Origin of the sequence: Streptomyces sp. NRRL F-5123 (assembly GCF_000721495.1) — a bacterium.
Classification (GTDB): domain Bacteria; phylum Actinomycetota; class Actinomycetes; order Streptomycetales; family Streptomycetaceae; genus Actinacidiphila.
Window position 1 is genome coordinate 1 of the sequence record NZ_JOHY01000039.1, and the last position, 19,887, is coordinate 19,887.

Annotated in this window: 15 protein-coding genes; 10 read left to right on the top strand and 5 right to left on the bottom strand. The window is 69.8% G+C overall.

Features of this window, described 5'->3' with window-relative positions; genetic code table 11:
• Positions 1–195 precede the first annotated feature (195 nt).
• The 4 genes from IH54_RS0126330 to IH54_RS0126345 all read right to left on the bottom strand — a co-directional run bounded on the left by IH54_RS0126330 (position 196) and on the right by IH54_RS0126345 (position 4,094).
• Positions 196–960, bottom strand: coding sequence for a succinate dehydrogenase/fumarate reductase iron-sulfur subunit (locus IH54_RS0126330; protein ID WP_031521324.1), 765 nt, complete (start codon positions 958–960; stop codon positions 196–198).
• Entirely contained in the window at positions 957–2,891 is a 1,935-nt protein-coding gene (locus IH54_RS0126335) for a fumarate reductase/succinate dehydrogenase flavoprotein subunit (protein ID WP_031521325.1), read from the bottom strand. Before IH54_RS0126335 ends, IH54_RS0126330 begins: the two co-directional genes overlap by 4 nt.
• Position 2,892: 1 nt before the next feature.
• On the bottom strand, positions 2,893–3,717 hold the full coding sequence (locus IH54_RS0126340) for a hypothetical protein (RefSeq protein ID WP_031521327.1): 825 nt from the start codon (positions 3,715–3,717) through the stop codon (positions 2,893–2,895).
• An 89-nt stretch (positions 3,718–3,806) separates the two neighbouring features.
• Positions 3,807–4,094, bottom strand: coding sequence for a hypothetical protein (locus IH54_RS0126345; RefSeq protein ID WP_031521329.1), 288 nt, complete (start codon positions 4,092–4,094; stop codon positions 3,807–3,809).
• Positions 4,095–4,400: 306 nt separating this feature from the next.
• Here IH54_RS0126345 and IH54_RS0126350 point away from each other — a divergent pair, with 306 nt between their 5' ends.
• Positions 4,401–6,197: an ABC transporter family substrate-binding protein gene (locus IH54_RS0126350; RefSeq protein ID WP_031521331.1), complete on the top strand. Its 1,797-nt coding sequence runs from the start codon at positions 4,401–4,403 to the stop codon at positions 6,195–6,197.
• A gap of 235 nt (positions 6,198–6,432) precedes the next feature.
• Here the strand turns inward: IH54_RS0126350 and IH54_RS0126355 are convergent, their stop codons facing one another.
• Positions 6,433–7,599 carry a hypothetical protein gene (locus tag IH54_RS0126355; RefSeq protein WP_159012072.1) on the bottom strand — a complete coding sequence of 389 codons (1,167 nt, stop codon included), beginning with the start codon at positions 7,597–7,599 and terminating at the stop codon, positions 6,433–6,435.
• 348 nt (positions 7,600–7,947) lie between these two features.
• On the opposite strand from IH54_RS0126355, the gene typA reads away from it, so the two are divergent.
• The 9 genes from typA (at position 7,948) to IH54_RS0126400 (ending at position 19,879) form a co-directional block, all read left to right on the top strand.
• Positions 7,948–9,813 carry a translational GTPase TypA gene (gene typA / locus IH54_RS0126360; RefSeq protein WP_031521335.1) on the top strand — a complete coding sequence of 622 codons (1,866 nt, stop codon included), beginning with the start codon at positions 7,948–7,950 and terminating at the stop codon, positions 9,811–9,813.
• A 384-nt stretch (positions 9,814–10,197) separates the two neighbouring features.
• Positions 10,198–11,862: a peptide ABC transporter substrate-binding protein gene (locus tag IH54_RS0126365; RefSeq protein WP_031521338.1), complete on the top strand. Its 1,665-nt coding sequence runs from the start codon at positions 10,198–10,200 to the stop codon at positions 11,860–11,862.
• A 150-nt stretch (positions 11,863–12,012) separates the two neighbouring features.
• Entirely contained in the window at positions 12,013–12,936 is a 924-nt protein-coding gene (locus IH54_RS0126370; protein WP_031521340.1) for an ABC transporter permease, read from the top strand.
• A complete protein-coding gene (locus IH54_RS0126375) occupies positions 12,929–13,861 on the top strand; it encodes an ABC transporter permease (RefSeq protein ID WP_052397888.1) in 933 nt (310 codons plus the stop codon). The genes IH54_RS0126370 and IH54_RS0126375 overlap by 8 nt, the downstream gene beginning before the upstream one ends.
• A gap of 11 nt (positions 13,862–13,872) precedes the next feature.
• Complete coding sequence (locus IH54_RS0126380; RefSeq protein WP_031521344.1) at positions 13,873–14,901, top strand: ABC transporter ATP-binding protein; 1,029 nt, start codon at positions 13,873–13,875, stop codon at positions 14,899–14,901.
• Positions 14,894–16,003: an ABC transporter ATP-binding protein gene (locus IH54_RS0126385; protein ID WP_031521347.1), complete on the top strand. Its 1,110-nt coding sequence runs from the start codon at positions 14,894–14,896 to the stop codon at positions 16,001–16,003. Before IH54_RS0126380 ends, IH54_RS0126385 begins: the two co-directional genes overlap by 8 nt.
• Positions 16,004–16,208: 205 nt before the next feature.
• Positions 16,209–17,858 carry a peptide ABC transporter substrate-binding protein gene (locus IH54_RS0126390; protein ID WP_031521349.1) on the top strand — a complete coding sequence of 550 codons (1,650 nt, stop codon included), beginning with the start codon at positions 16,209–16,211 and terminating at the stop codon, positions 17,856–17,858.
• A gap of 112 nt (positions 17,859–17,970) precedes the next feature.
• A complete protein-coding gene (locus IH54_RS0126395) occupies positions 17,971–18,894 on the top strand; it encodes an ABC transporter permease (RefSeq protein WP_031521351.1) in 924 nt (307 codons plus the stop codon).
• Positions 18,887–19,879, top strand: a complete 993-nt coding sequence (locus tag IH54_RS0126400) for an ABC transporter permease (protein ID WP_031521353.1) — start codon at positions 18,887–18,889, stop codon at positions 19,877–19,879. The genes IH54_RS0126395 and IH54_RS0126400 overlap by 8 nt, the downstream gene beginning before the upstream one ends.
• Positions 19,880–19,887: the final 8 nt, after the last annotated feature.

Below are 19,887 nucleotides of genomic sequence, written 5' to 3' on the forward strand. Positions count from 1 at the left end.
GCTCTGGGGGAGAACTGCGCGACCAGCCCCCACGCAGGGAAGATCGCGACGCCCACCGCAAGGGCACCCCCGGAGCGCTACCTACGGCGTGGGCGCGTGGGGGTACCTCCCAGGCGAAGCTCTGGGGGAGAACTGCGCGACCAGCCCCCACGCAGGGAAGATCGCGACGCCCACCGCAAGGGCACCCCCGGAGCGCTACCTACGGCGCCGGATCACCGAGCCCAGCCACACCAGTGGATCGTACTTACGATCCACTGCCCGCTCCTTCAGCGGAATGAGCGCGTTGTCCGTGATCTTGATGTGCTCAGGGCACACCTCCGTACAGCACTTCGTGATGTTGCAGTACCCGAGCCCGTGCTCGTCCTGCGCCGACGCCGCCCGCGAAAGGCCCTCCTCGGACGCCGCGTCCAGCGGATGCATGTCGAGCTCGGCGACGCGCATGAGGAAGCGCGGCCCGGCGAAGGCCGGCTTGTTCTCCTCGTGGTCGCGGATGACGTGACACGTGTCCTGGCACAGAAAGCACTCGATGCACTTGCGGAACTCCTGCGAGCGCTCGACGTCGACCTGCTGCATGCGGTACTCGCCGGGCGCGACGCCCTTGGGCGGGACGAAGGCCGGGATCTCGCGGGCCTTCTCGTAGTTGAAGGAGACGTCCGTGACGAGGTCCCGGATCACCGGGAAGGTGCGCAGCGGGGTGACGGTGACCGTCTCCTCGGGGGAGAAGACGGACATCCGGGTCATGCACATGAGCCGGGGCCGGCCGTTGACCTCCGCGCTGCACGACCCGCATTTGCCGGCCTTGCAGTTCCAGCGGACGGCGAGGTCCGAGGCCTGGGTGGCCTGGAGGCGGTGGATGATGTCGAGGACGACCTCGCCGTCGTTCACCTCGACCTCGTAGTCCTGGAGGCCGCCGCCTTCCGCGTCGCCCCGCCAGACCTTGAAGTGCGCTGTGTGGGTCACGCGTCAAGCTCCTCGTCCGTCAGGTATTTGCCCAGCTCCTCGCGTTCGAAGAGGGCGAGCAGGTCGGCCCGCATGGGCGGCATGTCCCGCCGCCGCAGGGCGATACCGGCCGGTTCTGCGGCGCCGCCCGGCGCCGCCAGCTCGCACACGAGGTTGACCTTGCGCCAGGCGCGGTCCATGCCGGGGTGGTCGTCGCGGGTGTGGCCGCCGCGGCTCTCGGTGCGCTCCAGCGCGGCCCGGGCCACGCACTCGCTGACCAGCAGCATGTTGCGCAGGTCGATCGCGAGGTGCCAGCCGGGGTTGAACTGCCGGTGGCCCTCCACGCCGACCCGCCCGGCGCGCTCGCGCAGGGACACGAGCCGTTCGAGGGCCTGCTCCATCTCCGCGCCGCGCCGGATGATGCCGACCAGGTCGTTCATGACCTGCTGCAGCTCCTGGTGCACGGTGTACGGGTTCTCCGGGACGCCCGCGGAAGAGCCGTCCGCCGGGGACTCCGCCCCGAAGGGCCGCAGCACCTCCGCGGCGGCGGCGTCGATCTGCGCCTGGTCCGCGGCGGGGCGCGCTTCGCCGAGGCCGGCGGCGTACCCGGCGGCGTGCAGGCCCGCGCGGCGGCCGAAGACGAGCAGGTCGGACAGCGAGTTGCCGCCGAGGCGGTTGGAGCCGTGCATGCCGCCGGCGACCTCGCCGGCCGCGTAGAGGCCGGTCACGCCGGTGGCCGCGGCCGTGTCGGGGTCGACGTCGACTCCGCCCATCATGTAATGGCAGGTCGGCCCGACCTCCATGGCCTCGGCGGTGATGTCGACGTCGGCCAGCTCCTTGAACTGGTGGTGCATCGACGGCAGCCGGCGCCGGATCTCCTCGGCGGGCAGCCGCGTCGAGACGTCGAGGTAGACCCCGCCGTGCGGGGTGCCGCGGCCGGCCTTGACCTCGGAGTTGATCGCGCGGGCCACCTCGTCGCGGGGCAGCAGCTCGGGGGGCCTGCGGTGGCTGTCCGGGTCGGAGTACCAGCCGTCGGCCTCCTCCTCGCTCTGCGCGTACTTCTCCTTGAAGACGTCGGGCACGTAGCGGAACATGAACCGCTCGCCCTCGCTGTTGCGCAGCACCCCGCCGTCGCCGCGCACCGACTCGGTGACGAGGATGCCCTTGACGGACGGCGGCCAGACCATGCCGGTCGGGTGGAACTGGATGAACTCCATGTTGATCAGCGGCGCCCCGGCCAGCAGCGCGAGCGCGTGCCCGTCCCCGGTGTACTCCCAGGAGTTGGACGTCACCTTGAAGGACTTGCCGACGCCGCCGGTGGCGAGCACCACCGCGGGCGCGTCGATCACGAACAGTCGCCCGGACTCGCGGACGTAGCCGAACACCCCGGCGACGGCGCCACTGCCGGAGCCGTCCTTGAGGACGCGGGTGACCGTGCACTCCTGGAAGACCTTCAGCCGCGCCTCGTAGTCGCCGGTCTCGGCGAAGTCCTCCTGCTGCAGCGAGACGATCTTCTGCTGGAGGGTGCGGATCAGCTCCAGGCCGGTGCGGTCGCCGACGTGCGCGAGGCGCGGGTACTCGTGGCCGCCGAAGTTGCGCTGCGAGATCCGGCCGTCCGCGGTGCGGTCGAAGAGCGCGCCCCACGTCTCCAGCTCCCACACCCGGTCGGGGGCCTCCCTGGCGTGCAGCTCGGCCATCCGCCACTGGTTGAGGAACTTCCCGCCGCGCATGGTGTCGCGGAAGTGCACCTGCCAGTTGTCGTGCGCGTTGACATTGCCCATGCTGGCCGCGATGCCGCCCTCGGCCATCACGGTGTGCGCCTTGCCGAAGAGCGACTTGCAGATCACGGCGGTGCGCAGGCCCTGCTCGCGGGCCTCGATCGCGGCCCGCAGCCCGGCGCCGCCCGCGCCGACCACGACCACGTCGTACGCGTGCCGTTCGACTTGTGTCATCTCAGAAGAACCTCGGATCGTCGAATACGCCGCTGGCCACCAGGTACACGTAGAAGTCGGCGACGGCGACGCTGATCAGCGAGGACCAGGCCAGCAGCATGTGGCGGCCGTTCAGCGCCCCCACCCAGCCCCACAGCCGGTAGCGCACCGGGTGGGCCGAGAAGTGCCGCAGCTTGCCGCCGATGATGTGCCGGCAGGAGTGGCAGGACAGGGTGTACGCCCAGATGAGCGCGATGTTGACGACGAAGACCAGGGTGCCGAGCCCGGCGTGGCCCCAGCTCCCGTCCGTCCCGCGGAAGGCGAGCACCACGTCGTAGGTGAGGATCCCGGCCACCACGAGGGCCAGGTAGAAGAAGTAGCGGTGGACGTTCTGCAGGATCAGCGGGAAGCGGGTCTCGCCGCTGTACTTCTCGTGGGGCTCGGCGACCGCGCAGGCCGGCGGCGACATCCAGAAGCCGCGGTAGTAGGCCTTGCGGTAGTAGTAGCAGGTCAGCCGGAAGCCCAGCGGGAAGATCAGCACCAGCAGCGCGGGGGACAGGCCCCACCAGCTGCCGAACAGGTGCCAGTCGGCGCCGCCGTCCATGTCCGTGCAGTTCGAGGCGAGGCACGGCGAGTAGAAGGGCGAGACGTAGGGCGCGGTGTAGTAGTCGCCGTTCGCGAAGGCCCGCCAGGTCGCGTAGACCACGAACAGGCCCAGCACCGTCGCGGTGACCAGCGGTGACAGCCACCACTTGTCGGTCCGCAGGTGGCGGGCGGGGATCGCGGCGCGGCCGGGCGTGAAGACGCCGCGCTCGGGTGGAGTGACGGGAGTGGTTCCGGTGGCCAAAGGGTGACTCCGTACGGGAGGGGGCCGGGGGCGCGCGACGGGAGCGGCGCGCACAGGCGTGACGCGGGGCGGGGCGGGGCCCGCCGGTGTCACGGGGCGTGCCGGTACGGCGAGCCGAGCCCCTCGTCCTCGGCGTCCGCCCACAGCCCGCGGTCGTACGGCGCGTCCGGAACGGTGATCATCTCCACCGGCCGGCGGCTCGCGGCGGCGGGCGCGGCCTCGCTCAGCAGCGTGAGGCTTTCCCGCAGGTGATCGGCGGCAGAGCGGACTCTGCGCAGGTCGAGGGAGTCGCCGCACGGCTCGTCGAGGCGGGCGACGCAGCGCATGAGGTCGTCGAGCCGGCGCTGGACCGACGTCAGGTCGTCGTGCAGGGACATGCCGTGCCCTCACCTTCACCATCTGCCGCCATGGCATCGCGGTGCTGCGCCAGCGAGTGTCGCGCGTCACACCACGCCTTGTGAAGACGCGTGCACGGATTCGATCAGCGCGCGGGGCGTGGGCCGGACGGGTGGAGTGCGCCGGTGCGGTCGGCGGGTCGGGGGCGCGGCGCCGGTGGCGTCGTCTGGAGTGGGGACTGCGAATAACCGGACCACCGGTAAAGCGGCCCATTTGATCATCGGAAAAGTCCCCGGCGGAACCCGACCGTCTCCGGCCGGCCGCCAGGGTCGCGGAGGAGCGACCTCATGAACCGTGCGGCCCCGACCGCCATCCCCCCGGCGCCGCGGGCGCGTGCGGTGCGAATCGCCGTGGCGCTCACCGCGGGCGCCACCCTCTCCCTCAGCGCAGCCTGCTCCTCGGGCGGCGGCAACCACGCGGCCGGCACCGCGGGCACCGACATCGCGACCGTCGCGCGCTCGGGCGTACGCGACGGCGGGACGCTCCGCTGGGCCACCGAGAGCGTGCCGCGCACCCTCAACGCCTTCCAGGCCGACGCGGACGCCGACACCGCGACCGTCGCGGGGGCCACCCTGCCCGTGATGTTCCGCCTCGACGCGCACGGACGGCCGCACGCCGACCCGGACTTCGTCACCAAGGCCGACGTCACGAAGACCTCGCCGCGGCAGGTCGTCACCTACCGGCTCAACCCCAAGGCGAAGTGGAGCGACGGACGGGCCGTGTCCGCCGCGGACTTCACCGCCCAGTGGAAGGCCCTCAACGGCTCGAACTCCGCGTACTGGACCTCGCGCAACGCCGGGTACGACCGGATCGCGTCGGTCAGGCAGGGCGAGGACGCGCAGCACGTCGAGGTCACCTTCAGCACGCCGTACGCCGACTGGCGCTCGCTCTTCAGCCCGCTCTACCCCAAGTCCGTCACGGGCGACCCCGACGCCTTCAACGACAAGGCCCGCACCGCGCTGCCCGCCGCGGCCGGGCCCTTCGCCGTCAAGGACGTCGACGCCAAGGCCGGCACGGTGACGCTGGAGCGCAACGCCGCGTGGTGGGGGCAGCGCGCCAAGCTCGACCGGATCGTGCTCACGGCGGTGCCGCAGGGCAAGCGGGCCGCGGCGCTGGCCGCCGGCAGGCTCGACCTCGCCGACATCGAGCCGGGCGCGCTCGGCGCCGTCACGAAGACCAGGGGCCTGGCCGTACGCAAGGCGCCCGACGCGGCCTACGCGCAGCTCGCCCTCAACGGCAGCGCGGGCCCGCTCGCCGACGAGCGCGTCCGGCACGCCGTGGCCCGCGCGGTCGACCGCAAGGCCATCGCGACCGCCGTACTCAAGCCGCTCGGACTGCCCGCCGAGCCGCTCGGCAACCACCTCGTCCTGCCCTCCCAGGACGGCTACGCCGACCACAGCTCCGCCCTCGGCAAGGCGGACGTCCAGCAGGCGCAGGCGCTGCTCACGGGCGCGGGCTGGAAGCGGTCCGCCGTCAAGGGCGGCGACCAGGCGGCGGCGCCCGCCGACGGCCACGACAGCGCGTCCGGCGCGCTCACCGTCGTCGAGCCCGCACGCGCGGTCACCAAGAGCGGCAAGCAGCTCAGCCTGCGGTTCGTGCTGCCGGCGGAGTCGCCGACGCTCGACGACGTCGGCTCGCGGATCGCCCGCATGCTCTCGGCGATCGGCATCCGCACGGAGATCACCAAGGTCGACGGGGCGAGCTACTTCCAGGACCACATCGCGGCCGGCGACTTCGACCTCGCCCTCTACTCCTGGCCGGGCACGGCCTACCCGGCCACCGACGACACGCCCATCTACGCGAAGCCCGTGCCGGCCCCGGACGGCTCGCTGAGCGTCGCCCAGAACTACACCCGCGTCGGCACCGACCGGATCGACCAGCTCCTGGACCGCGCCGGCTCCGAACTCGACGCCGGCACCGCCCGCTCCCTGACTGCCCAGGCCGACGCCCGCATCTGGGCTGCCGCCGGCTCGATCCCCCTCTACCAGCGCCCCGCGGTGGTCGCCCTCCGCACGACCGTCGCCAACGCGGGCGCCTTCGGCTTCCAGACACCGCGGTACGAGGACATGGGCTTCCGCAAGTAGCCCTACCGTTCTCCGCGCCGGGTACGCCCCGGGGGGTGCCACTTGCGGTGGCCCCCGCGACCGTTCCCCTGTGGGTGGTTGCGCGCCCAGCCCCCACCGGGGGACAGGTACCGTGCCACGCCCAGTGGCAATCACCCAGGGGCGCGGGGACCTGCGCGCCCAGCCCCCACGCGCGGAGGTTCGCGCAAAGCACCCCCGGGGGCACCCCGAGGCGTACCCGGCACCCCCGGAAGGGTCAGAGGCGGAGGAGCCCCGCCGCTCGGGCCTGGGCGCGAGCGGCCTCCGCGGGCCGCCCGGCGGCGGCGTGGACGGCGGCCAGCGTGTCGAGAGCCCCGGCACGGGAAAGCGCCTCCGGGGCGTTCGCCGCGGCCCGCGCGGCAAGCTTCGCCGCCAGCGGAAGCCGCCCCTGGAAGTACGCCTCGCGGGCCACGAGATCCGACCGCCGCAGTATCGCGGGCGCCTGGGCCCGCAACCCGTCCATCGCTGCCGCGAAGTACGGCAGCCCCGACTCCGCCGGGAAGTGCCCGGCGCGGACCCCGTCGCTGATCGCGGCGGCGTAGAGGGCGAGCGCCCCGGCCCGCAGCGAGGGCGCGGTGGACCGCGCGTAGAGGTCCACCGCAGCGTGCGCGGCCTCGGCGGAGCGGCCCTCGGCGAGGGCGAGCATCGTGGTGAGGGTGAGGCGCCGTGGCGAGTCGGACGGCGGAGCCGCGGCGAGCGCGGCCCGCACGAGGTCGATACGCCCGGCGCCCGCCGCGCGCGTGGCGGCGATCGTGGCGTCGTCGACGCGCCATTCGCCGAGCCTGTCCTCCTCCGTCCCGAAGGGCAGCCGCAGCAGCCGCCACGCGGGACTGGTGACCCGGCCCGGGGCGAGGACGTGGATCAGGACGGTGATGAGGGCGATGCCCCAGCCGACAGCCGCGACGGCCCCGCCCGCGGCGATGAGCGCCGCGGCCACCGCGCTCTGGACGAGCAGCTGGACGAACGCCCCCCACCACAGCTTGCGCCGCAGTCCGGGCCGGTCGGCCACGACCATGCAGGGGCTGTAGAGGATGAGCGGCAGCGGCCGCAGGACGAGCTGCCGTCCGCCGACGGTGGTGGCCCCCAGCCAGGGGCCCGCGCCGAGCGAGGAGTAGACGGGCGCGAGCCCGGCGAAGGGGCCCAGCAGCCGGGTGAGCACGTTGTGCAGCGAGACGGCGAGCAGCACCCCGACGGGGAGGAGCAGGAAGTAGCGCTCGGGGAAGGGAAGCGCGTCGGCGCTGCCGGCGACGCCGACGGCGCCGCCCACGAGGGCGGCGATGACGAGGGTGACCTTCCGGCTCCGGCCGCCCGCGGGCGCGTCGGGGAGGGCGGGCGGGGGCGGCGGCACGGTGGCGCCCTGCGGCGGCGCGGGTGGCGTGTACACGCCCCGGATCATGGCACCACCCCGCGTCCGCCCGGCCACTGCCCCCGGCGTGAGCCCGCCCGCGCGGCCCCGGACGGCACTCGCGCGGCCCCGGACGGCAGGCCCACCCATCCGCGAGCGCCGATCCGCGCCCGGCAGCGGCCCCGCCCGGCCACTGCCCCCGCGGGGGCGAAGGCTCTTCCGGAGAGCCCCTCGGACCGGCCCCGCGCAGCGGTGTGGTCTCCCGGCGGGCGGCGGCAGGCGGGGCACGTACCATGGGAGGTGGCCGTGGCGTGAGTTCTGCCCGGCGAGGCGAGCGCGTCATACCGGAACGCGACGTCATCCACGATCCGGGAGAAGCCCCCCAGCATGTCCACGCGCCACGATATCCGTAACGTCGCCATCGTCGCCCACGTCGACCACGGCAAGACGACCCTCGTCGACGCCATGCTCAAGCAGGCGGGCGCCTTCTCGGCGCACCAGCACCTGGACGACCGGATGATGGACTCCAACGACCTGGAGCGCGAGAAGGGCATCACCATTCTCGCGAAGAACACCGCGGTGAAGTACCACCCGAAGGACGGCGGCACCCCGGTCACGATCAACATCATCGACACCCCCGGCCACGCCGACTTCGGCGGCGAGGTCGAGCGCGGCCTTTCCATGGTGGACGCGGTCGTGCTGCTGGTGGACGCCTCCGAGGGCCCGCTGCCGCAGACCCGCTTCGTACTGCGAAAGGCGCTGTCCGCCCGCCTCCCGGTGATCCTGTGCATCAACAAGACGGACCGCCCGGACGCGCGTATCGACGAGGTCGTCAACGAGACCTACGACCTCTTCCTCGACCTGGACGCCGACGAGGACCAGATCGAGTTCCCGATCGTCTACGCGTGCGCCCGCGACGGCGTCGCCTCGCTGACCAAGCCGGCCGACGGCACGGTCCCGGCGGACAGCACCAATCTGGAGCCGTTCTTCTCCACCCTGCTGGAGCACGTCCCGGCCCCGGTGTACGACGAGGAGGCCCCGCTCCAGGCGCACGTCACCAACCTGGACGCCGACAACTTCCTCGGCCGTATCGCGCTGCTGCGCGTCGAGCAGGGCCACCTGAAGAAGGGGCAGACCGTCGCGTGGATCAAGCGGGACGGCAGCATCTCCAACGTCCGGATCACCGAGCTGCTGATGACCGAGGCGCTGACCCGCGGGCCCGCCGAGAGCGCGGGCCCCGGTGACATCTGCGCGGTCGCGGGCATCCCGGACATCATGATCGGCGAGACCCTCGCCGACCCGGACAACCCGATCGCGCTGCCGCTCATCACGGTCGACGAGCCGGCGATCTCGATGACGATCGGCACGAACACCTCGCCGCTGGTCGGCAAGGGCGGCAAGGGCCACAAGGTGACCGCGCGGCTGGTCAAGGACCGGCTGGAGCGCGAGCTCGTCGGCAACGTGTCGCTGCGCGTGCTGCCCACCGAGCGCCCGGACGCCTGGGAGGTGCAGGGCCGCGGCGAGCTGGCGCTGGCCATCCTGGTCGAGACGATGCGCCGGGAGGGCTTCGAGCTGACCGTCGGCAAGCCCGAGGTGGTCACCAAGGACGTCGACGGCAAGGTGCACGAGCCGATCGAGCGCATGACGATCGACTCGCCCGAGGAGCACCTGGGCGCGATCACCCAGCTCATGGCGTCGCGCAAGGGCCGGATGGAGACGATGACCAACCACGGGTCCGGCTGGATCCGCATGGAGTGGATCGTGCCGTCCCGCGGCCTGATCGGATTCCGGACGGAGTTCCTGACCCAGACCCGCGGCACCGGCATCGCGCACTCCATCTTCGAGGGCCACGAGCCGTGGTTCGGCGAGCTGCGCACCCGCAACAACGGCTCGCTGGTCGCGGACCGGGCCGGCGTCGTCACGGCCTTCGCGATGACCAACCTCCAGGAGCGCGGCGTGCTCTTCGTGTCGCCGACCACGGAGGTCTACGAGGGCATGATCGTCGGGGAGAACTCCCGGTCGGACGACATGGACGTGAACATCACCAAGGAGAAGAAGCTCACGAACATGCGGTCCTCGACCGCGGACGTGACCGAGTCCCTGGTGCCGCCGCGGCTGCTGTCGCTGGAGCAGTCCCTGGAGTTCTGCCGGGACGACGAATGCATCGAAGTCACCCCGGAGACCGTCCGGATCCGTAAGGTGGTTCTCGACCAGAAGGAGCGGGGCCGCGCCGCGTCCCGCGCCAAGCGCTGACGCCTGCTGACCGCCAACTGAACGGTGAGGGGTCCAGGGCTTCCTGGACCCCTCACTCATGCCCCGGATGCGTCCGCTTTCCGGACGCCAATCACCGTTAGATATGTCACACTGCCCAATTCGCCGGTGTCTGTCTACGTTCCATAATGTCCGGATTCTGGAACGAGATCGCTGGTGATGTGACCAAAGCGAGACCAACCCTGTGTCGATCCGACTTCAAACGTGCCCGATAGTGGGACGAAGTTGAGCTCGGGTCAATGGGTCACGCGCTGATGGGGAGCGCCGACTCACGAGCACAGGAAGGCCGTAGTCGCTGTCAGGGGTGTCAGTGAGCGTCCGGCCTTCCTTTCACGTATCGACAGTGACTCCTGAGGAGGCAAACCCATGCGCGGTGCCAAGAGCGCCAAGTGGGTCGTAGGAGCGGCCGTGATCGCCCTCGCAGCGACCGCCTGCAGTTCGAGCGACGATTCGGGCGACAAGGGCAAGAGCGGCGGCAACAAGGCGAGCAGCTCGTCCGACGGCGTCGTCCGGGCGTGGTGGGGCGACCCCCAGAACCCGCTCGAGCCCGCCAACACCAATGAGGTGCAGGGCGGCAAGGTCCTTGACATGATCTTCATGAACCTCAAGGAGTACGACCCGAAGACCGGTAAGGCCATGCTGGAGGCCGCTGACTCGATCACGAGCACGGACCAGCAGAACTTCACCATCAAGATCAAGCCGGACCTGAAGTTCTCGGACGGCACCCCGGTGACCTCCAAGTCCTTCGTGGACGCGTGGAACTACGGCGCGCTTGTCACCAACAAGCAGCTGAACTCGTACTTCTTCGCGGACATCCAGGGCTACAAGGACGTCCACCCGGACGACGAGAACGCCAAGCCGACCGCGCAGACCATGTCCGGTCTGAAGGTCGTGGACGACCACACCTTCACCGTCGCGCTGTCGCAGAAGTTCTCCACCTGGCCGGACCGCCTGGGCTACAAGGCCTTCGCGCCGCTGCCCACCGAGTTCTTCTCGAACCACGCGGCCTACCTCGCCAAGCCGGTCGGCGACGGCCCCTACATGGTCGACTCTTACAAAAAGGGCACGAGCATGAAGCTGGTGCCGAACCCGAACTACACCGGCCCGAGCAAGCCCAAGAACAAGGGCGTGCTGCTCAAGGTCTACACCAGCAGCGACACCGCCTACGCGGACCTGCAGTCCGGCAACCTGGACGTCCTCGACGACATCCCGGCCGCGGACCTGTCGCACGTGAAGTCCGACCTGAGCGACCGCTACCTGAACCAGCCGGCGGGCATCATCCAGACCTTCTCGTTCCCGATGTACGAGAAGGAGTGGAGCAAGTCGGGCATGGACAAGGTGCGTCTGGGCATCTCCATGGCGATCGACCGCAAGACGATCACCGACAAGATCTTCCAGGGCACGCGTACCCCGGCCGCCGACCTCACCTCCCCGGTGCTGGGCACGGCGGGCGGCTACAGCGACACGCTGGCCGGCGACTCGGTCAAGTACGACCCGGTCAAGGCCAAGCAGCTGATCCAGGAGGGCGGCGGTCTGCCCGGCGGTCACATGACCCTCGGCTACAACGCCGACTCGGGCTCGCACAAGGAATGGGTCGACGCGGTCTGCAACAGCATCAACAACGTGCTGGGCGACAACAAGGCCTGCGTCGGTGCCCCGACGGGCACCTTCGCGGACTTCCGCAGCCAGATCACCAAGGGCCAGATGAAGCAGCCGTTCCGTTCCGGCTGGCAGATGGACTACCCGCTGATCGACGACTTCATCACCCCGCTCTACGCGACCGGTGGCAGCTCGAACGACTCGAAGTACACCAACAAGACGGTGGACACGCTGATCAACCAGGCTAACGCCGAGGCGGACACCACCAAGTCGGTGCAGCTCTACCAGCAGGCCGAGACGCAGATCCTCAAGGACATGCCGATCGTTCCGCTGTGGTACCAGAACGCCCAGTGCGGCTGGTCCGACAAGGTCTCGAACGTGACGGTGAACTCCTTCAGCTACCCCGTCTTCACCGACATCACGGTCAACTGACCTGACAACTGAACCACTCGCAGTGAGCGGGTCCGACAGGGGAGACGTCCGGGCACGCTTGCGGGGGAACTGACAAACAACCGCTCGCGGTGTGGATGTCGGCCGGGGCCACAAGCCCCGGCCGACGTCTGCCCGATCCCTGGAGGGCAGATGGGGCGCTACGTCATCAGGCGACTGCTCCAGATGGTTCCCGTCTTCATCGGGACCACATTGTTGATCTTCGTCATGGTCTACGGGCTCGGTGATCCCGTGGCCGCCATGTTCGGAGACCGAAGGCCGGACCCCGCAACGGCCGCTCAGCTCAGAGAACAACTGCACCTGAACGACCCCTTGTGGCAGCAGTACCTGCTCTACATGAAGGGCGTCTTCTCCGGTGACTTCGGCAACGCGTGGAACCAGCAGCCGGTCACCGACCTGCTGAAGTCCGCGTATCCGGTCACGGTGCGCCTGACGCTGGTCGCGTTCGTGCTCGAAGCCGTCATCGGCATCGCGCTGGGCCTGTTCGCCGGCCTGCGCCGCGGCCGGGTCTTCGACACCGGCGTGCTCGCCATGACGCTGATCGTGGTCTCCATCCCGACCTTCGTCACCGGCTTCGTCCTCCAGTACCTGGTCGGCGTGAAGTGGAACATCCTCAGCCCCTCGGTGGGCGACGGCGCGCCGTTCAAGGATCTGATCATGCCGGGCCTGGTGCTGGCCGGTGTCTCCCTCGCGTACGTGGCCCGGCTGACGCGCACCTCGGTCGCGGAGAACACCCGCGCCGACTACCTGCGCACGGCGGTCGCCAAGGGCCTGCCGCGGCGCCGCGTCATCACCAACCACATGCTGCGCAACTCGCTCATACCCGTGGTGACCTTCCTCGGTACGGACATCGGCAACCTGATGGCCGGCGCCCTCGTCACCGAGCGCATCTTCAACATCCACGGCGTGGGGTACCAGATCTACCAGGGCATCGTGCACAACAACCCGCCGACCGTCGTCGGGTTCGTGACGGTGCTGGTGGTCATCTTCCTGCTCGCCAACCTGCTCGTCGACCTGCTCTACGCGGTCCTGGACCCGAGGATCCGGTATGCCTGAGAACACCGACGCCGCGATCCTCGACGGCGTCCCCACCACCCAGGACGGCACCGCGCTCCCGACGCCCGAGGCCCGGGACAAGGCGCGCAGCCTCTGGAACGACGCCTGGTACGACCTGCGCCGCAACCCGGTCTTCTACATATCGTCGCTGGTCATCCTGTTCCTGGTCTTCATCTCCATCTGGCCGGGCGCCATCGCGCACGCCGACCCGCTGCAGTGCGACCTGATCAACTCGCAGAACGGTCCCAGCGGCGGCCACTGGTTCGGCTACGACCAGCAGGGCTGCGACGTGTACAGCCGCACCGTCCACGGCGCGCGCAACTCCGTCGAGGTCGGCCTGCTGTCCACGGTGGGTGTGGCCGTACTCGGCTCCGTCCTCGGCGGCCTGGCCGGCTACTTCGGCGGCTGGCTGGACGCGATCCTCTCCCGGCTCAGCGACATCTTCTTCGGCATCCCGATCCTGCTCGGCGGTGTGGTCTTCCTCTCCGCGGTCAAGGGCGGCTCGGTGACCACCGTGTCGACGTTCATCATCCTGCTGGGCTGGCCGCAGCTCGCCCGTATCGCCCGCGGTGCCGTGATCACGGCCAAGGAGCAGGACTACGTGCTCGCGGCCAAGGCTCTCGGCGCGGGCCACACGCGCATGCTGCTGCGGCACATCGGCCCGAATGCCCTGGCGCCGATCATCGTATGGTCCACGATCGCGCTCGGCACCTTCATTTCGCTGGAGGCGACGCTGTCGTTCCTCGGCGTCGGCCTCAAGCCGCCGGCCGTCTCGTGGGGCATCGACATCTCCGCCGCCTCCGAGCAGATCCGCAACGCGCCGCACATGCTGCTCTTCCCGGCCGGTGCGCTGAGCATCACGGTGCTGGCCTTCATCCTGCTCGGCGACGCGGTCCGCGACGCTCTCGACCCGAAGCTGCGCTAGGAGGGCGTACGTTGACTGTCATCGACGATGTTTCGAACGTCCCGGCACCGGACGCCAGTACGGCGCCGCTGCTGGAAGTACGCGACCTGCACGTGGAGTTCCACACCCGTGACGGTGTCGCCAAGGCCGTGAACGGCGTCAACTACTCGGTGAGCGCCGGTGAGACGCTGGCGGTGCTCGGCGAGTCCGGCTCCGGCAAGTCGGTGTCCGCGCAGGCGATCATGGGCATCCTCGACATGCCGCCGGCCCGGATCCCGAAGGGCGAGATCTTCTTCCAGGGCCGCGACATGCTCAAGATGTCCGGCGAGGAGCGGCGGAAGATCCGCGGCCGGAAGATCGCGATGATCTTCCAGGACGCGCTGTCCTCGCTCAACCCGGTGCTGAGCGTGGGCTACCAGCTCGGCGAGATGTTCCGGGTGCACCAGGGCGCCTCCCGCAAGGAGGCCAAGGCCAGGGCCATCGAGCTGATGGACAAGGTGCGCATCCCGGCCGCCCGGGAGCGGGTGGGCGACTACCCGCACCAGTTCTCCGGCGGTATGCGGCAGCGCATCATGATCGCCATGGCGCTCGCCCTGGAGCCCGACCTGATCATCGCGGACGAGCCGACCACCGCGCTCGACGTGACGGTCCAGGCGCAGGTCATGGAGCTGCTCGCGGAGCTGCAGCGCGAGTTCAACATGGGCCTGATCCTCATCACCCACGACCTGGGCGTCGTCGCCGACGTCGCCGACAAGATCGCGGTGATGTACGCCGGCCGGATCGTCGAGGACGCCCCCGTCCACGACATCTACTCCAAGCCGGCCCACCCGTACACCAAGGGCCTGCTCCAGTCGATCCCGCGGCTGGACCAGAAGGGCCAGGAGCTGTACGCGATCAAGGGCCTGCCGCCCAACCTGACGCGTATCCCGTCCGGCTGCGCGTTCAACCCGCGCTGCCCGATGGCGCAGGACATCTGCCGTACCGACGTGCCGCCGCTGCACCCGGTCGGCACGGCGCGCGGCAGTGCGTGCCACTTCTGGAAGGAGACCCTCGGTGACTGAGCCCACTCCCGAGAAGCCCGCCGCCCAGGACGCCAAGGCCGCTCCGGTCGAGGCCGCCGCGGCGAAGCTCGCCGAGCGCGAGCCGATCCTGTCGGTGCGCAACCTGGTCAAGCACTTCCCGCTGACCCAGGGCATCGTGTTCAGGACGCAGGTCGGCGCGGTCAAGGCCGTCGACGGTGTGTCCTTCGACCTGTACGCGGGTGAGACGCTCGGCATCGTGGGCGAGTCCGGCTGCGGCAAGTCCACGGTCGCCAAGCTGCTCATGAACCTGGAGCAGGCGACCGCCGGCGAGGTGTTCTACAAGGGCCAGGACATCACCAAGCTGTCCGGCAAGGCCCTCAAGGCCGTCCGGCGCAACATCCAGATGGTCTTCCAGGACCCGTACACGTCGCTGAACCCGCGCATGACGGTCGGCGACATCATCGGCGAGCCGTTCGAGATCCACCCGGAGGCGGCGCCGCGCGGCGACCGCCGCCGGCGGGTGCAGGAGCTGCTGGACGTCGTCGGTCTGAACCCCGAGTACATCAACCGCTACCCGCACCAGTTCTCCGGCGGCCAGCGCCAGCGCATCGGCATCGCCCGCGGCCTCGCGCTCAACCCGGAGATCATCATCTGCGACGAGCCGGTCTCCGCGCTCGACGTGTCGGTGCAGGCGCAGGTCATCAACCTGATGGAGAAGCTGCAGGACGAGTTCAACCTGTCCTACATCTTCATCGCGCACGACCTGTCGATCGTCCGGCACATCTCGGACCGGGTCGGTGTGATGTACCTCGGCAAGATCGCCGAGATCGGCACCGACACCGAGATCTACGAGCACCCGACCCACCCCTACACCCAGGCGCTGCTGTCCGCGGTGCCGGTGCCGGACCCGGAGGCGCGCGAGCACCGCGAGCGCATCATCCTGTCGGGCGACGTGCCCTCGCCGGCCAACCCGCCGTCCGGGTGCCGTTTCCGCACCCGCTGCTGGAAGGCCGAGCAGCGGTGCGCCGAGGAGGAGCCGCTGCTCGCGATCCCGACCCGGTTCGCCGATTCCGACACCCCGGCGGCGCACGAGTCCGCGTGCCACTTCGCCGAGGAGAAGGACGTGGTCGGCGCGGCCTGAGCCGAGGCCCGACCCGTAGCGCAGTCAGCAGGGGCGCCCCCGCCGGGGGGCGCCCCTGCTGGCGTTCCGTCACGGTGTGGCCAACGCATCCGGGGGTGTCGCGCCGCATTGGGGGCGCGACACGCAATCCCAGAAGTGCAGGTTTGCCACGATTGCTGTGTCATGGGTAACGAAGTGTCATTTGTGACCCATGAGGAGGCGCACGATGCGCGGAGCCACGCGCGTGAGGTGGGCCGTCGGCGTGACGGTCGTAGCCCTGACCGCCGCTGCCTGCGGCGGCGGCGGTGACAGTGGTGGCAGCAGCTCGTCCGGGGGCAACGGCGGCGGCATCGTACGGGCCTCCTGGGGCGACCCGCAGAACCCGCTGGAGCCGGCCGACACCAACGAGGTGCAGGGCGGCAAGGTGCTGGACATGATCTTCCGCGGCCTGAAGATCTACAACCCCAAGACCGCCAAGGCCGAGAACATGATCGCCCAGTCGATCACGAGTACGGACGCGCAGAACTTCGACATCAAGCTCAAGTCCGGCTGGACCTTCAGCAACGGCGAGCCGGTCAACGCCGACTCCTTCATCAACGCCTGGAACTACGACACGCAGCTGAAGAACGCCCAGCTCAACGCGAGCTTCTTCAGCTACATCGACGGCTACGACAAGGTCCACCCGGACAGCCCCGGCGCCAAGGCCACCGCGACCACGCTGTCCGGCCTGACGAAGGTGTCCGACACCGAGTTCAAGGTCAAGCTCAACCAGAAGTTCGCGCTCTTCCCCGACACCCTGGGCTACGCCGCCTTCTACCCGCTGCCGAAGGCCTTCTTCGACAACCGGCAGTCGTGGCTGGCCAAGCCGATCGGCAACGGCCCGTACGCGATCTCGTCCTACACCAAGGGCTCCAAGATGGAGCTGAAGAAGTGGGACGGCTACAAGGGTCCCGACCCGGCGCAGAACGGCGGTGTGGAACTGCGGGTCTACACCGACAACAACACCGCCTACACCGACCTCCAGGCCGGCAACATCGACCTCGTCGACGACGTCCCGGTCTCCCAGCTGCGCAACGTCAAGGCCGACCTCGGGGACCGCTACATCAACCAGCCGGCCGGCATCATCCAGACCATCTCCTTCCCGCTGTACAACCCGCGCTGGTCGTCGGCGAACTCGGCGAAGGTCCGGCAGGGCCTGTCGATGGCGATCAACCGGCCGCAGATCACCAAGACGATCTTCCAGGACACCCGCACCCCGGCCTCCGACTGGACCTCGCCGGTGCTGGGCTCGGCGGGCGGCTTCAAGGAGGGCCTGTGCGGTGACGAGTGCACGTACAACGCCTCCAAGGCCAAGCAGATGGTCCAGGAGGGCGGCGGACTGCCCGGCGGCGGCATCACCATCTCGTACAACGCCGACACCGGCTCCCACAAGGAGTGGGTGGACGCCATCTGCAACAGCATCAACAACGCCCTGGGCAACAACAAGGCGTGCGTCGGCGCCCCGGTCGGCACCTTCGCCGACTTCCGCAGCCGGATCACCAACAAGCAGATGAACAACCCCTTCCGGGCCGGCTGGCAGATGGACTACCCGCTGATCCAGGACTTCCTGCAGCCGCAGTACTACACCGGCGCCTCGTCGAACGACTCGCACTACTCCAGCCCGGCGTTCGACAAGCTGGTCAACGAGGCGAACGCGGCCTCCTCCACCTCCGAGTCCGTCAGCAAGTTCCAGGACGCGGAGAAGGAGCTGGTCAAGGACATGCCGGCGATCCCGCTGTGGTACCAGAACGGCAGCGCCGGCTACTCCGCCAACCTCTCGAACGTCGCGCTGAACCCGTTCAGCGTCCCGGTCTACAACGAGATCAAGGTCAAGTGACCCCGCGGCCGGGAGCCGCCGCGCCGGTCAGCACGGCAGCGGCGGCCCCCGGCCCCCGCCCCGGCCGGCACCCCGGCCGGCTCGCTCGGCGGAAACCCCCGGAAGGCTGCGTATGGGACGCTATGTGATCCGGCGGCTGCTCCAGATGATCCCGGTCTTCATCGGCAGCACGTTCCTGATCTTCTTCATGGTCTACGCGCTCGGCGACCCCGTCGCCGCGCTCTTCGGCGACCGCGCGCCCGACCCGGCCACCGCCGCGCAGATCCGCAACTCGCTGCACCTCAACGACCCGTTGTGGAAGCAGTACCTGCTCTACATGAAGAACATCTTCTCCGGTAACTTCGGCACCGCCTTCAACGGCGAGTCCGTCACGAGCCTGATGCGCAGCGCCTTCCCCGTCACCATCCGGCTGACGATCGTCGCGATCCTCTTCGAGATCATCATCGGCATCGCGCTCGGCGTGATCACCGGTATGCGGCGCGGCAAGCCCGTCGACACCGGGGTGCTGCTGCTCACCCTGATCGTCATCTCGGTGCCGACCTTCGTCACCGGCTACGTGCTCCAGTACGTCTTCGGCGTGCAGCTGGGGTGGACCAGCCCGTCCGTGTCGCCTTCGGCGCCCTTCAACGAGCTGATCCTGCCCGGGCTGGTGCTGGCGCTGGTGTCGCTGGCGTACGTCACCCGGCTCACCCGCACCTCGATCGCCGAGAACACCCGCGCGGACTACCTGCGCACCGCGGTCGCCAAGGGGCTGCCGCGGCACCGCATCATCGTCCGGCACCTGCTGCGCAACTCGCTCATCCCGGTGGTCACCTTCATCGGCACCGACGTCGGCTTCCTCATGGGCGGCGCCATCGTCACCGAGCGCATCTTCAACATCCACGGTGTGGGCTACCAGCTCTACCAGGGCATCCTGCGCAACAACGCGCCGACCGTGGTCGGCTTCGTCACCATCCTGGTGCTGGTCTTCCTGCTCGCGAACCTGCTGGTCGACCTGCTCTACGCGGTCCTGGACCCGAGGATCCGTTATGCCTGACAGCAACCCGATCGACCCCGAGCAAGGCCCCATCGCCCCCGGCGGCGGCTACGGCGGCGGCATGGACCTGGCCGCCTCCGACGCCGAGACGCTGGAGCGCGCGCCCGGCGAGGGCCAGGAACCGGGCGGACCGGGCGGCAAGCCGCGCAGCCTGTGGTCCGACGCCTGGCGGGACCTGCGGCGCAACCCGATCTTCATCATCTCGGTGCTGATCATCCTCTTCCTGGTCTTCATCTCGCTGTGGCCCGGCACCATCGCCACCCAGGACCCGCTCGACGCCAACCTCAACCGGGCGCAGGCCGGCCCGGCGCCCGGCCACCCCTTCGGCTTCGACCAGCAGGGCCGCGACGTCTACACCCGGGTCGTGTACGGGGCCCGGGCCTCGGTGACCGTCGGCGTGTGCGCGACGCTCGGCGTGGTGCTGCTCGGCAGCGTCCTGGGCGGTCTCGCGGGCTTCTTCGGCGGCTGGTGGGACGCGATCCTCTCGCGGATCAGCGACATCTTCTTCGGCATCCCGGTGATCCTCGGCGGTCTGGTCTTCCTGTCCGTCGTCACCAACAGCACGGTGTGGCCGGTCGTCGGCTTCATGGTGCTGCTGGGCTGGCCGCAGATCGCCCGTATCGCCCGCGGCTCGGTCATCACCGCGCGGCAGAACGACTACGTGCAGGCCGCGCGGGCCCTCGGGGCCGGCAACAGCCGGATGCTGCTGCGGCACATCGCGCCCAACGCCGTCGCGCCCGTCATCGTCGTGGGCACCATCGCGCTCGGCACGTACATCGCCCTGGAGGCGACGCTGTCCTACCTCGGCGTCGGCCTCAAACCGCCCACCGTCTCCTGGGGGATCGACATCTCCGACGCTTCCAACCAGATCCGCAACGCGCCGCACATGCTGCTGTGGCCCGCCGGTGCGCTGAGCCTCACCGTCCTGGCGTTCATCATGCTCGGCGACGCGGTGCGCGACGCCCTCGACCCCAAGCTGCGCTGAGGAGCTGA

Excerpts from the sequence above, each read along its gene's own strand:
- IH54_RS0126370 (WP_031521340.1), top strand. The coding sequence starts at position 12,013 with ATGGGGCGCTACGTCATCAGGCGACTGCTCCAGATGGTTCCCGTCTTC.
- IH54_RS0126350 (WP_031521331.1), top strand. The coding sequence starts at position 4,401 with ATGAACCGTGCGGCCCCGACCGCCATCCCCCCGGCGCCGCGGGCGCGT.
- IH54_RS0126390 (WP_031521349.1), top strand. The coding sequence starts at position 16,209 with ATGCGCGGAGCCACGCGCGTGAGGTGGGCCGTCGGCGTGACGGTCGTA.
- typA (WP_031521335.1), top strand. The coding sequence starts at position 7,948 with ATGTCCACGCGCCACGATATCCGTAACGTCGCCATCGTCGCCCACGTC.
- IH54_RS0126375 (WP_052397888.1), top strand. The coding sequence starts at position 12,929 with ATGCCTGAGAACACCGACGCCGCGATCCTCGACGGCGTCCCCACCACC.
- IH54_RS0126395 (WP_031521351.1), top strand. The coding sequence starts at position 17,971 with ATGGGACGCTATGTGATCCGGCGGCTGCTCCAGATGATCCCGGTCTTC.
- IH54_RS0126365 (WP_031521338.1), top strand. The coding sequence starts at position 10,198 with ATGCGCGGTGCCAAGAGCGCCAAGTGGGTCGTAGGAGCGGCCGTGATC.
- IH54_RS0126335 (WP_031521325.1), bottom strand. The coding sequence starts at position 2,891 with ATGACACAAGTCGAACGGCACGCGTACGACGTGGTCGTGGTCGGCGCG.
- IH54_RS0126400 (WP_031521353.1), top strand. The coding sequence starts at position 18,887 with ATGCCTGACAGCAACCCGATCGACCCCGAGCAAGGCCCCATCGCCCCC.
- IH54_RS0126345 (WP_031521329.1), bottom strand. The coding sequence starts at position 4,094 with ATGTCCCTGCACGACGACCTGACGTCGGTCCAGCGCCGGCTCGACGAC.